The 14,084-nt window shown below is 28.8% G+C and carries 10 protein-coding genes; 9 read left to right on the forward strand and 1 reads right to left on the reverse strand.

What is annotated here, in order from left to right; genetic code table 11:
* Positions 1-225: 225 nt before the first annotated feature.
* The gene (locus MPF13_RS02975) at positions 226-2,904 is read right to left on the reverse strand and encodes a TonB-dependent receptor (protein ID WP_249980827.1); all 2,679 of its coding nucleotides are present in this window, start codon (positions 2,902-2,904) and stop codon (positions 226-228) included.
* Positions 2,905-3,134: 230 nt separating this feature from the next.
* Here MPF13_RS02975 and MPF13_RS02980 point away from each other — a divergent pair, with 230 nt between their 5' ends.
* The 9 genes from MPF13_RS02980 to MPF13_RS03020 all read left to right on the forward strand — a co-directional run bounded on the left by MPF13_RS02980 (position 3,135) and on the right by MPF13_RS03020 (position 13,998).
* Positions 3,135-4,052 (forward strand): tryptophan 2,3-dioxygenase family protein, encoded by a 918-nt coding sequence (locus MPF13_RS02980; RefSeq protein ID WP_249980828.1) that lies wholly within the window; start codon positions 3,135-3,137, stop codon positions 4,050-4,052.
* Between the two features lie 104 nt (positions 4,053-4,156).
* Positions 4,157-4,927, forward strand: coding sequence for a DUF3108 domain-containing protein (locus tag MPF13_RS02985; RefSeq protein ID WP_249980829.1), 771 nt, complete (start codon positions 4,157-4,159; stop codon positions 4,925-4,927).
* Between the two features lie 101 nt (positions 4,928-5,028).
* Positions 5,029-6,297 (forward strand): peptidoglycan DD-metalloendopeptidase family protein, encoded by a 1,269-nt coding sequence (locus MPF13_RS02990; protein ID WP_249980830.1) that lies wholly within the window; start codon positions 5,029-5,031, stop codon positions 6,295-6,297.
* Positions 6,298-6,302: 5 nt separating this feature from the next.
* On the forward strand, positions 6,303-7,871 hold the full coding sequence (gene pgi, locus MPF13_RS02995) for a glucose-6-phosphate isomerase (RefSeq protein ID WP_249980831.1): 1,569 nt from the start codon (positions 6,303-6,305) through the stop codon (positions 7,869-7,871).
* Between the two features lie 216 nt (positions 7,872-8,087).
* Positions 8,088-10,622, forward strand: a complete 2,535-nt coding sequence (locus MPF13_RS03000) for a TonB-dependent receptor (protein WP_249980832.1) — start codon at positions 8,088-8,090, stop codon at positions 10,620-10,622.
* Positions 10,623-10,634: 12 nt separating this feature from the next.
* Entirely contained in the window at positions 10,635-11,759 is a 1,125-nt protein-coding gene (locus tag MPF13_RS03005) for a hypothetical protein (protein ID WP_249980833.1), read from the forward strand.
* Between the two features lie 99 nt (positions 11,760-11,858).
* Positions 11,859-12,281 carry a hypothetical protein gene (locus tag MPF13_RS03010; RefSeq protein WP_249980834.1) on the forward strand — a complete coding sequence of 141 codons (423 nt, stop codon included), beginning with the start codon at positions 11,859-11,861 and terminating at the stop codon, positions 12,279-12,281.
* Between the two features lie 3 nt (positions 12,282-12,284).
* Positions 12,285-13,013 carry a lysophospholipid acyltransferase family protein gene (locus MPF13_RS03015; protein ID WP_249980835.1) on the forward strand — a complete coding sequence of 243 codons (729 nt, stop codon included), beginning with the start codon at positions 12,285-12,287 and terminating at the stop codon, positions 13,011-13,013.
* Positions 13,014-13,017: 4 nt separating this feature from the next.
* Positions 13,018-13,998, forward strand: coding sequence for an acyl-ACP desaturase (locus tag MPF13_RS03020; protein WP_249980836.1), 981 nt, complete (start codon positions 13,018-13,020; stop codon positions 13,996-13,998).
* The last annotated feature ends 86 nt before the right edge of the window (positions 13,999-14,084 follow it).

A 14,084-nucleotide genomic window follows, 5' to 3' on the forward strand; every position in this document is an offset into this window, starting at 1 on the left:
AACTAAAAGACTTAAATATTTTGTTTTTTTTATATTTTCTTGTAGCCAAATATCTATAAAGACGTTTTTATCTAATTGAACTTTTTTAGAAGTATTGTACAAAAAATAACTCCCTATTAAAATTGTAAAAATTAAAAGACTAACCATATTTTTTATTAGAGTAGCAAAACTCTAAACAGTTGTTTAGAGCTTTGCAGTTTACTAAAATCAACTAAAAAACTTATTTTAAAATGAGTAACTAACTGTTCCTAAAAACGCTCTAGGTGCTTGTGCGTTAACAGTTGTCCATCCATTATAGTATATTTTATTTGTAAAATTATTTGCTTTTAACGCTACTCTAAACTTATCTACATTATAGTATAAACTAGCATTAAAAATTGTGTAACTAGGTATTGTAAAAACACCAGCTACAGAGTTGTTTTTTGTTAAGTTTTCTGAAGCACCATTAAAACCAAAACCTAAACCAAAGTTTTTTGCAAAACTATTTTCGTCAAATTTATAGTCTGCCCAAAAGTTGTATAAGTTTTCTGCACCTGCTTCTGTTGGTCTTCTGTCTAAATATTCTATAACTTCTCTTCCTGTAATACCAGTTATTGGGTCTATTGCTTTTTCACTATATACATCAGTGTATTTTCTATCATTCAAAGAATAAGAAGCTCTAATGTTAAGGTTTTTTATAGGACTCGTGTTTATTTCAAATTCAAAACCTTTACTTATACTTTCTGCCATATCAATAGTTACATTAAATAATAGTGCATAAGGATCACTTGTTGTAAAATCATTTACAGTAATGTGATAATAACTAGCGCCTAAATTTAATTTTCCATTAATTAGATTTGTTTTTACACCACCTTCAAATTGAACTGCTTTGGTTGGTTGAAAAACACTAGTAGTTCCATCAGGATTCACAATAGAGTTATTGTTTACAAAACCTGTTTGGTAGTTTCCAAATACAGATACTTTATCTTTTATAGGTTGGTATAAAATACCAGCACTTGGAGATAAAGTTGTTTTTGTATAATCATCTGCTTTAGTAGATAAATTACCATCTTGAATAAAATGGTCTAAACGTAAACCAACATTAACAGTTAATGCAGGTGTAACATTAATTACATCAGAAACATAAGCTGCAAGTGTTTGTGATTTTAAATTGCTAATAAAAGGATCTAATTGATCAAAGTTTTCTTGAACATTTTTAGCATCTGTAAAATAGGTAGCATTTGGTGTAAATGTAGAAGGAATTACATCTCCATTTGCAGCTATAAAAGCATCAAAATAAGGAAAAGAAGAAAAATTGCTCTCTATAGCATCTGAAAAAGGAGATAAACCTAAAGCATTTAAAGTGGCTATTAATTGTGGAAAGTTTGATGAAGAAGTAATTTCTGTGTTACCATTAACATTTTTACTATTTCTTTGATTACTAATATAATCTACACCAAAAACCAATCTATTTCTAACATCACCAATTTTAAAATCTCCAGTAAAATTTTGTTGTAAGTTAAATCTTGTTTCACTTGCATCTCTTTCACTATAAACTCGTGTAAAAGACTCTGTTGTTAATAGAGAAGAAGCTTCTAATAACATTGGATTTACTAATGGATCTAGTAATGAATTTATGTAGCCTAAAGTTGCAGCATCTAAACCTAAATTATTTAATTGACCTGTAATTGAAGATAATAATAAAAGACCACTAGCACCACCATCAAATTGGTATTGATACAAACCATCAGTTTGTGCATAACTACTAGAAAAAGCAGTTTGAGATGTCCAAGTGTCAGATATTTTATAATCAAAAATTGCTCTTGTGTTAAAAGTTGAATTATTTAAAGTGATATCATTAGAGGTAAATGATTTGTTTGGATTAATATTTAGCTCATCAATATTAGTAGCAACAAGTGGTATTCCATTTCTTAAAAATAGCATAGAAGGATTGGTAGATTCTGTTTGCGAATATTCTAAATTAACAGAAGCATTTAATCTATTATTAATTCTGTAAGACATAGAAGGTGCAATAAAAAACGTGTTTTTAAAACCTGCATCTTGAAAACTATCTTGAGTTAAATAAGATGCATTTACTCTAAAATATGGAGCGTTTGTTTTTCCTAATGGTGTATTGTAATCTAAAGAAACTCTATTTAAACCAAAAGAACCACCTGTGTAAGATACACTACCTCCCTTACCTTCAAAAGGTTTTTTAGTTACTACATTAATTAAACCACCTAAAGAAGTTTCTGTACTTCCAAATAATGTAGCAGAAGGCCCTTTTATAACTTCTATTCTTTCAATATATGATGGATCAACTGCACTAAAAGTTACCCCTGCAACACCATCTACCATTCTTGGTTGTACACTAAATCCTCTTGAAGAAAAATAGGCAGTTCCATTTCCTGGAGATCTACCTGTTCCTTCCCATAATTTATAAATACCTGTTGCATTAGTCATAGCCTCATCTAAGTTTGTTACAACTTGAGATTCTAATAAAGCAGAAGTAACAGTAGTATACACATGTGCATTTTCCATGTCTTTTAAAGGAAGTTTAGAAACGTAAGCAGTTTCTTTTCTAGAAAAAGAATTGTTTTTAGATCTAAGTACTACTTCTTGTAGTAATTCATTACCCTCATATAAAATAATAGTACCTAAATCTGTATTATTACTTATGGTAATTTCTTTTGTTTTAAAACCAATATAAGAGAATACAATTGTTTGATTTTTTTGAATATCCTTAATTTCAAAATTTCCATCAAAATCAGATTCAACTCCCTTTTTTGAACTTTTAATATGAATACTTACTCCTGTTAAAGGGTTTTTGTAATTGTCTACAACTTTTCCTTTTATTGTAGTTTTCTGAGCATTAGTGTTTGCTATTATCAGCAAAAACAGTACTGAACTTAAAATATATTTCATTATATTTATTTAGACTTGTTAAAAATAGTGTTATTTTTGGCAAATATATCTACTAAGACTATATCTACAAAATTTATTTAGAATTATTTTAAATAAGGATTTGTTTTTGTTTTTTGCCCAATGATAACAAGCAATCAAAAGCGTTATTAAGTAAAAACAATTTGGGTTTTAATACAGAAGAAACTAGAATTAACTATATTGCTTCTTGATTTTTTACAGATAAAGGTTAAATGAATAGAGACGATATTTTAAAGAAAATTGAAGAAAAGTACGAAAAACTAGGAGTACCTGTAGATTCTATGTTAGAGGGTTTACTTTGGAGCACACCCATTACTTATTGGGATTATATTCAAACAGATGCGCTTTTAGGTTTACAAACTCCAAGAACAACACAACCAGATGAAATGGTTTTTATCATGTATCATCAGGTAAACGAATTGTTGTTTAAAATGGTTTTATGGGAAATTGATCAGGTTGCAAAAACAATTGAAGTTTCTGCAGAAAAATTTTCTATGCATTTAAATAGAATTAGTAGATATTTTGATATGCTTTGTAACTCATTTACTGTAATGGCAGATGGTATGGAGCGTGAACAATATTTAAAATTTAGAAACACTTTAACACCTGCAAGCGGATTTCAATCAGCTCAATATCGTAAAATAGAATTTGCATCCACAGAGTTAATCAACTTAATAGATGTTCGTTACAGAGATACAATCAATAAAAGTTCGTCTTTTAAAAATGCATACAATCACTTGTATTGGCAAGCTGCTGGTAAAAATTATACAACTGGTCAAAAATCTACTTTATTAAATCTTTTTGAAAAGAAATACATGGGAGATTTTATAGATTTTATGGAAGATTATAATGATATTAATCTGTCTTTAAAATTTAAACAACTACCTAAAGAAGTTCAAGAAAATGAAGATTTAATAAAAGCAATGCGTCATTATGATTATACAGTAAATGTAAAATGGGTAATGGCACATTACAATGCAGCTGGTAAATATATTGGAGGTAATGATTCTGATTTAAAGGCAACTGGAGGAAGTAATTGGCGTAAGTATATGCATCCTAAATATCAAAAAAGAATATTTTTTCCATTCTTGTGGAGTAAAGACGAATTAGAAAACTGGGGTACTTTTTAAAATCTTAAATTAATTGTTAAAAGTCATTAGTTTAAAGTTATTAAATGGCTTTTTTTTATTTTGGAATGGTAATTGTCAATACTTTTTTATAAGTTTGGTTTTATATGAAAAATTACATCCTATTATTTTTTACACTTTTTTTCTTAACAACTGCTAAGAGTCAGAATCATAACAAAGCTTTTAAAAGCGGAGAATGGCTTCGTTATAAAATGAGTTATAGTGGTTTTTTAAGAGCAGGTACCGCAATTTTAGAGGTAAAAGAAAAAGATTTTAATGGTAAAAAAGTTTTTCATACTAAAGGTACAGGTTGGACTTCTGGAATGATAAAATGGTTTTTTAAAGTAGATGATAAATATGAATCTATTTTTGATAGAGATACAATTAAACCTTATGTCTTTAAAAGAAAAATAGATGAAGGAGGTTATAAAAAACATAGAATAACTTCTTTTAATTACACTTCAAAAAAAGCTTATATACAAGATTTTACTTTACAAAAAGATACATCAGTTGCATTTTATAACGTACAAGATATGCTTTCTTCTTTCTATTATTTAAGAAATAGAGATGTAAAAAATATGACAAAAGGAGAAGAGATTGCTATAGATATGTTTATGGATTCTCAAATTTACCCTTTTAAATTACGTTTTTTAGGAAGAGAAACTATAAAAACAAAATTTGGTAAAGTAAAAACAATGATTTTTAGACCATTGGTTCAGTCTGGTAGGGTTTTTAAAGCGCAAGAAAGTGTAACACTTTGGATTACAGATGATGCCAATAAAATTCCAATTAAAATGAAAGCAGATTTATCTGTAGGTTCTCTAAGAGCAGAATTAGAACAATACAAAGGTTTGGCAAACTTGTTTGCTAAAAATTAATAAATTTTTAACGAAACCGTTATCGGAAGTTCATTGATAATGATACCTAAAAAAACTTTTTTATTTGTATTTTTGAATCTTACATTCAACAGAACAAATTTTTGAAAAAAATACTCCTCCTTTTAGTTTTAATTATCTCATTTTCATCTTGTAAAAAAGATTCAGAAAAATCAAATACTACTCCTAAAAAAGTAAAACCTAAACCTGTTTATAGATTTGGGTATAAATTAGATGATTATAAAGTTATACAAGACACTATTAAAAACGGAGAAAGTTTTGGAGCAATTTTAGATAGACATCATGTTTTTTATCCAAAAATTAATAAGATAGCTGGTACTATAAAAGAAACTTTTGATGTTAGAAGAGTAAGAGCAGGTAAACCTTATACCATTTTAGCTAGTAAAGATTCTACAGAAAAAGCACAGGTTTTTATTTATAAACATAATAAAATAAATGCTACAATTATAGATTTTAAAGATTCTTTAATTACTGCAAAACGTTATGAAAAACCAGTAAAAAAAGTATTAAGAACTGTTTCTGGTGTTATAAATTCTAGTTTTTCTGTTACAATGGATAGTTTAGGGGTTAATGCAGGTGTTACTAATGAAGTAGCAGATATTTATGCATGGACTTTAGACTTTTTTAAACTTCAAAAAGGAGATTCTTTTAAATTAATGTTTGAAGAAAGGTTTATAGAAGATACTATTTATGCTGGTTATGGAGAAATTAAATCTGCAGTGTTTAAACATAAAGGAACAGATTTATATGCTTTTAGGTTTATAGCAGATTCTATAAAAGGTATTCCAGAATATTATGATGATGAAGGGAATATGCTTCGAAGTCAGTTTTTAAAATCACCTATAAAATTTAGATACAGAATTTCTTCGAGATATAATTTAAGAAGAAAAATTGCTTATTATGGTAATAAAATAAGACCACATAGAGGAACAGATTTTGCGGCAAACATTGGTACACCTATTTTAGCAACTGCAAGTGGTACAGTTGTAGAATCTACAAGAAGAGGAGGTAATGGTAAGTTTGTTAAAATAAAACATAATGCAACTTATTCTACACAATATCTTCATATGAAAAATCGTAATGTTAAAAGAGGGCAATACGTAAAACAAGGAGATGTAATTGGTTGGGTAGGTATGACAGGTAATACTGGTGGTCCACATGTTTGTTATCGTTTTTGGAAAAACGGAAGAGAAGTAGACCCTTTTAAACAAAAATTACCAGCAGCAGAGCCTTTAAAGAAAAGTATAAGACCAAGATATTTTGAGTTTATTAAACCACTTAAATATCAATTAGAAAATAAAACATTTCCGGTTAAAGAACCAGAAGTGATAGAAAGTATAGCAAAAAAATAAAAGAAATGGCTTTAAAAAACATCAACCCAACTACAACTAACGCTTGGAAAGAATTATCAAATCATTTTAATGAAATTAAAGATATAAACATTAAAGATTTAGATAAAGACCCAAATAGAAAAGAAGAGTTTTCATTAAAATTTGATGATTTATTAGTAGATTTTTCTAAAAACAGAATTACTAAAAAAACCCTTAGTTTACTAGTAGATTTAGCAAATGAAGTAGATTTAAAAGATGCTATAGAAAAGCAATATTCTGGAGCTGTAATTAATGTTACAGAAGGTAGGGAGGTTTTACATACAGCATTAAGAAGCACTACAGAAGATCCTATTTTAGTTGATGGAAAAAACATTAAACCTCAAATACAAACTGCTTTAAGAAAAATTAAAAGCTTTTCTAACAAGGTAATTTCTGGTAAATGGAAAGGATATACAGGCAAATCTATAACAGATGTAGTAAATATAGGTATTGGTGGGTCAGATTTAGGACCAGATATGGTTGTAGAGTCTTTACAATACTATAAAAACCAATTAACTACACATTTTGTTTCTAATGTAGATGGAGACCATGTTTCAGAAATTATTAAAAACTTAAACCCAGAAACAACATTGTTTGTAATTGTTTCTAAAACATTTACAACTCAAGAAACTATTTCTAATGCAGAAACTATTAAAAATTGGTTCTTAAAATCTGCTACAATATTTGATATTCCTAAGCATTTTGTTGCTGTATCAACTAACTTAGAAGCTGTAGATAATTTTGGTATAGATAAGAAAAATGTATTTCCAATGTGGAATTGGGTTGGAGGTCGTTTTTCTCTTTGGTCTGCAGTAGGTTTATCAATTAGTTTATCTGTTGGTTTCGATAATTATAAAGAGTTATTAGAAGGAGCAGAAGAAATGGATATTCATTTTAAGAATGAAGATTTTGACAAAAATATACCAGTAATTTTAGCACTTATTAGTATCTGGTATAACAATTTTTACGGAGCAGAAACAGAAGCAGTATTACCTTACTCTCAGTATTTAAAGAAACTTCCAGATTATTTACAACAAGCAATTATGGAAAGTAATGGTAAAGGTGTAGATAGAAATGGAGATAAGATAGATTATCAAACAGGTACAATTGTGTGGGGTAGTTCTGGTACAAATATGCAACATGCTTTTATGCAATTAGTACACCAGGGTACAAAATTAATTCCTGCAGATTTTATTGGTTATAAAGAATCTCTTTATGGCTTAACAAGTCATCATAAAAAATTAATGGCTAATTATTATGGTCAAATGGATGCTTTAGCATTTGGAAAAACAAAAGAAGAAGTTCACTTAGAATTAAAAACTTCTGGAGATGAAGATAAAATTTCAACTTTATTACCATTTAAAGTGTTTGAAGGTAACAGACCAAGTAACGCCATTTTATTTGATAAATTAACTCCTCGTTCTTTAGGTAAATTAATAGCATTATATGAGCATAAAATCTTTACTCAAGGAATTTTATGGAATATTTATAGTTATGATCAATTTGGTGTTGAGTTAGGAAAAGAGTTAGCTAAGAAATTGTTGAATAAGCAATAAATAAAACTATTAGTTTTTACTGTTCAATTTTTTAACGTTTAATGTACATATTGATAATAAATCTGTTAATATATAATAGATTTATTATCAATATATTAATGTTCTTTGTATAATTAACAACTTCTTAATTATTTGTTAAATATTAACATTTAATTAACATTAATCCTCTGTGAAAACAAGATTTTTGTAGAACATTTAATAATATAAAATTAAACAATGAGAAATTTTAAAAACTTATTATTTGTAGCCTTGTTTTTTGTAACAGCTACAGTTTTAGGACAAACTAAAATTACTGGTACGGTTGTAGATGATACAAACCAACCATTACCAGGCGCAAGTGTTGTTGTAAAAGGTACAACAAACGGAACATCAACAGATTTTGATGGAAAATTTACTTTAAAAGCTAAAACTAGCTCAGGAACTGTTGTGGTTTCTTTTATTGGTTTTAAGTCTAAAGAAATTACATTTTCTTCTTCAAAATCTAATTTAGGGTCTATTCAATTAGAAGAAGATTCAGTATTAGATGAAATTGTTGTAACTGCTACTTCTTTTGCAGTTGATAGAAAAACTCCTGTTGCTGTTTCAACAATTAAAGCAGCAGATATTGAAAGAAAATTAGGAACTCAAGAATTTCCTGAAGTTTTAAAATCTACTCCTGGGGTATATGCTACTAAATCAGGTGGTGGTTTTGGAGATGGACGTATTAACTTACGTGGATTTAACTCAGAAAACGTTGCTGTAATGATTAACGGTGTACCTGTTAATGATATGGAAAACGGAAGAGTATATTGGTCTAACTGGGCTGGATTATCTGATGTAACATCTGCAATGCAAGTTCAAAGAGGTTTAGGAGCTGCTAAAGTTGCTGTACCTTCTATTGGTGGTACAATTAATATTTTATCTAAAACGTCTGATATTGAAAAAGGTGGAAATGTTATTGCATCTACAGGTAATGATGGATACCAAAAATACGGTTTTACTTTATCTACAGGTTTAATGGATAATGGTTTTGCTGCAACAGTTTCTTTTGCAAAAATTTCTGGAGAAGGTTATGTAGATGGAACTCAATTTAATGGTTTCAATTACTTTGTAAACTTTTCAAAAGAATTAAATGATAATCATAAACTTTCATTTACAACTTTTGGAGCACCACAAAGACATGGTCAAAGACAAAATAGAAGCACAATTTCTACTTATAGAAATGCTCAATCAGGTATTCGTTTCAATCCAGACTGGGGTTACAAAAACGGACAAGTAACTCATATTGAAGATAACTTTTACCATAAATCTCAATCATCTTTAAATCACTATTGGACAATGAGTGATGTAACTTCATTATCTACTGCTGTATACGCTTCTTATGGTACAGGTGGTGGTGGTGGAACTGCTGGTACTAACAGAGATTTATTTAATGTTAGATTAGGTGGTTTTGATCAACCTGTAGATTTAGATAATATCGTTTCAATTAATAAAGCAAATGGAGCTTTAGGATCTGAAGCAATTTTAAGAGCTTCAAGAAACGATCATGAATGGTATGGTGTTTTATCTACTTTTAAAACAGAATTATCAGATAATTTAGATTTAATTGCTGGTTTAGACTGGAGAACTTATACAGGAAAACACTTTAGAGAAGTAACAGATTTATTAGGTGGTGAATACTTTTTAGATAATTCTGATATTAACAATCCTAATGCCACTTTAAAAGTTGGTGATAAATTCTCTTATAATAATGATGGAAAAGTAGGTTGGTTAGGTTTCTTCGGACAATTAGAATATGGAACTGATAACTTTGATGCATTTGTTTCTACTTCTTTCCAAAAAACTTCTTACCAAAGAGTAGATTATTTCCAATATGCTACAACTAGTGATTTAAGAACTACAGATAAAGTAAAATTAAACGGATACAGTATTAAAGGAGGAGCTAACTTTAAGTTAGATGATGTACATAATGTTTTTGCAAACATTGGTTACTTTGAAAGACCTGCTAATTTTGATGCAGTTTTCCAAAACTTTAATAACGAAGATGTAAATCCAAATGCTGAAAACGAAAAGATTTTTAGTATGGAATTAGGTTACGGTTTAAGAAGCGAAAAATTTGCTGCTAATGTAAACGTTTATAGAACTCAATGGAATGACAGAACTTTTACAAGAGGTATTTCTGCAGACCCAACAATTGCTGGTTCTGAAGATTTTACAGCAAACTTATTAGGAGTTAATGCATTACACCAAGGTATTGAATTTGACTTTACTTATAAGCCTTCAGATAAATTAAACTTCTCAGGAATGTTATCTTTAGGAGACTGGAAATGGGATAACGATTTACAAAATGTTCCAATTTTTGATGAAAATCAAAATCAAGTATCATCAATCTCTCTTCCTATTAAAGGTTTAAGAGTATCAGATGCTGCTCAAACAACTGCTGCTTTAGGTATGTTATATAAATTTTGGGATAAAACAAGTATTACTGTAGATTATAACTATTTTGCAGACTTATATGCTCAAATAGATGTATTAGATTATGCTAATGCTTCTACAAGACCTTCAGATTCTTGGAAAGCACCTAACTATAGTACTGTAGATGCTAGTTTACGTCATGGTTTTAACCTTGGAGAATTTGATACAACTGTTACTGCTCGTGTAAATAACTTATTTAACACAGAATATGTAGCTGATGCTTTAGATGCTGCTGACCCATTAGTATGGTTTGGATATGGTAGAACATTTAGTTTAAGTGCAAAAATTAAATTTTAAAAACATTAAAAAATGAAAAAAATATTTTATTCTTTCGCAATTCTTTCGTTGTTGTTTACAGCATGTAACCCAATGGAAGATATTTATGAAGAAATTGACGCTATAGAAACAGTAATTTCTGGTGAAGCAAAAATAACGCTTTCAGAAACTGACTATACAGATGATGTAGAAGATGGTGGTTTAGGATTAAGCTTTCCTAACTTTAGTAGTTTAGATGATGCAAAATCTATGTTACCAGCATTTTTAAAAGCTAAATATCCAGCTTGGGGTAAAGAATCTTTAGCAGAAGTAACTTTTCAGTTATACAACAAAAAAAATGACGAAAAAAGTTTAGCTATTTATGAAGTAACTGATGCAGATTATACAGATAATGGTCATACATATGGAAACTTTGATAGCTTTTCTGATATTTCAGACTTTTTAAATGTAAAATATCCTACTGCAGAACCAAGATTATTAGTTTCTTTAACTTACAAATATTATTCAGGAGGTACTACTTATACTCTTAATAATGGTTTTATAAACAATTATGGAACTTGGGAAATGTCTACAGGAATTTCTGATGACGAATATGCTGCAATGGGTGAAGGTAGAGCTCAGTTTTCTTACGAAGATGAAGCTTATGAAAAAATACCAACTTTCTTATTAGATAAATTTAAGTATGATGGTAAAGAAGCTGGAGATATTGAAGGTGTAATGTATAAATTATATGTTACAGATACTCAAGATATTGATGGAGATGGTAGAACAGATGATAGTGCTGTTTATAGTTTTGTAGCTTTCTTTATTTATGATGGTGCTACTTGGACTAAGTATAACAACGTAATAGATGAAACTATTAAATTTGGTCATGATGGTGCAAACTGGGTTCCAGATAATACTATTAAATATACTTTAACTGCAGCAGATTATGCTTTAGTTGGTAATGATAGATATGGAAACTTTGATGTAAGATCTGGTAAAGATGAAGAGTTAGAGTCTGTTCGTGTAGAAAAAATTAGTACAATTTTATTAAACAACTTCCCTTCTGATGCAGAAGGACAAAAATACATTGTTTCTTATAATATTTATAATGGAGCAAATGGAGTTTGGAGTTTAGCTGTAATCAAAGAAGGATCAGCTTACGTTAAGCAATAATTTCTTTTTAATAGAAAATTTTAAAAACCACCTCATTTGAGGTGGTTTTTTTGTTTTTAAAATTAGTAACTTTACAGCCTAACTAAACTAACTAAAAGCATGAAAGATATACACTCATATTGGGCATACATTGTTTTAGCAATTTTAATTTTTACAGTTATTAATGCAATTATTGGTCTAAGTCAAAAAAAGAAATTTACAGACAAAGATTTAAGACTAGGGTTATTTACACTTATAGTATCTCATATACAGTTGTTAATAGGCTTGGGTTGGTATTTTATGTCTCCTTGGTATAAAGCACTTAAAGATAGTGGTGCAGAAGTTATGGCAGATAAAGGAGCTAGATTATTAGCTGTAGAACACCCACTTATGATGATTATTGCTATTGTTTTAATTACAATGGGATGGTCAAAACACAAAAAAAAGACAGAAGATACTGCAAAATTTAAAACTTTTGCTATTTTCTATGGTCTAGCATTATTGTTAATTCTTTCAAGAATCCCTTGGACTAACTGGTTTTAATAAATGAAAATTTTAAGCTATATATTATCACCAATCTTTGTAGTGGTGTATTTTTTATTTTTGATTATTTTTCACCCATTACAATGGTTAGCTTTAAATATTTTTAATCAAAAAACTCAAGGAAAAGTAGTTGATGTATTAAATTTCTTCTTGGTAAAAGCCATGTTAATACTAGGAATTTCTGTTCGTTTAAAAAATGAACATAAAATACCAGAAAATACATCAATAGTTTTTGTTTCAAATCATCAATCTACATTTGATGTTGCTCCCTTAGGATGGTTTTTTAGAAAACATTACCCTAAATTTGTAGCAAAAAAAGAATTAGGAAAAGGATTGCCAAGTGTTTCATTTAATTTAAAACATGGAGGAGCAGCCTTAATAGATAGAAAAGATCCTAAACAAGCAATAGGAGCTTTAATAGAATATTCTAAAAGAATTAAAGCAAATAAATGGGCTGCAGTAATTTTTCCAGAAGGAACTAGAAGTAGAAATGGAAAACCTAAAAGGTTTGCTACAAACGGTTTAAAAGTAATTTCAAAATTTAATAAAGAAGGGTATGTAGTACCTGTAACTATAAATAATTCTTGGAAAGTTTTTAAATACGGAAAATTTCCTCTAGGTTTAGGTAGTCCAATTACAATTGAAGCTCATAAACCAATTAAAATAAATTCATTACCTTTTGATGAATTGATGGAACAGACAGAATCTGTTATAAAAGAACACATAAAATAATACTATGTCTATATACAATGTTAGAAAAGAAGTAATGCTAACTTTAGAAAAAAGCATGCAAACCTTTGTGGACAAATTTTTAATTCCTGCAGAAAAAATTTGGCAACCTACAGATTTCTTACCAAATTCTCAAAAAGATTCTTTTATTACTGAAGTAGAAGAAATTAGAGAGTTATCTAAAGAATTACACGATGATTTTTGGGTAGTTTTAGTAGGAGATACAATTACTGAAGAAGCATTACCAACATACGAATCTTGGTTATTAGATTTAGATGGAGTTTCTCAAGACCCAGATAATAGTTGGGCAAAATGGGTAAGAACTTGGACAGCCGAAGAAAACAGACATGGAGATGTGTTAAACAAATATTTATATTTATCAGGTCGTGTTAACATGCGTGAAGTAGAAATTACAACACAACATTTAATTACAGATGGTTTTGATATAGGAACATCTACAGATCCGTATAAAAACTTTGTTTATACAAGTTTTCAAGAATTAGCAACCTATATTTCTCATAATAATGTGGCTAAAATTGCACGTAAAAAAGGGCACAAAGCGTTAGCAAAAATGTCTAAAATTATTGCAGGAGATGAAATGCGTCATCACCAAGCATATGCACATTTTGTTAAAGAAATTTTTAAAATAGACCCTAGTGAAATGATGTTGGCTTTTCAACATATGATGAAACATAAAATTGTAATGCCTGCAATGCATTTAAGAGAGTCTTATGGAGAAAAAGGAAGTTTATTCGATGATTTTTCTACAGTAGCTCAAAGAGTAGGAGTATACACAGGTTTTGATTATGTAGATATAATTAAGAAATTAAATACAATGTGGGAAATAGATAAGATTACAAATCTTACTCCAGAAGCAGAAAAAGCTAGAGATTATCTTATGAAGTTACCAGACAGAATGTACAGAATTACAGAAAGAATTGTGGTTCCAGACACAAAGTTTAACTTTAAATGGATGTTACCAGCATAAACAAATTAAAAACCCTTCAAATTTAAATTTTGAAGGGTTTTTATTTAAAATTAATGTTTAAGTATTCTGTTTTAAGATGTAATAAA

It is taken from the genome of Polaribacter sp. Z022 (assembly GCF_023555495.1).
GTDB lineage: Bacteria > Bacteroidota > Bacteroidia > Flavobacteriales > Flavobacteriaceae > Polaribacter.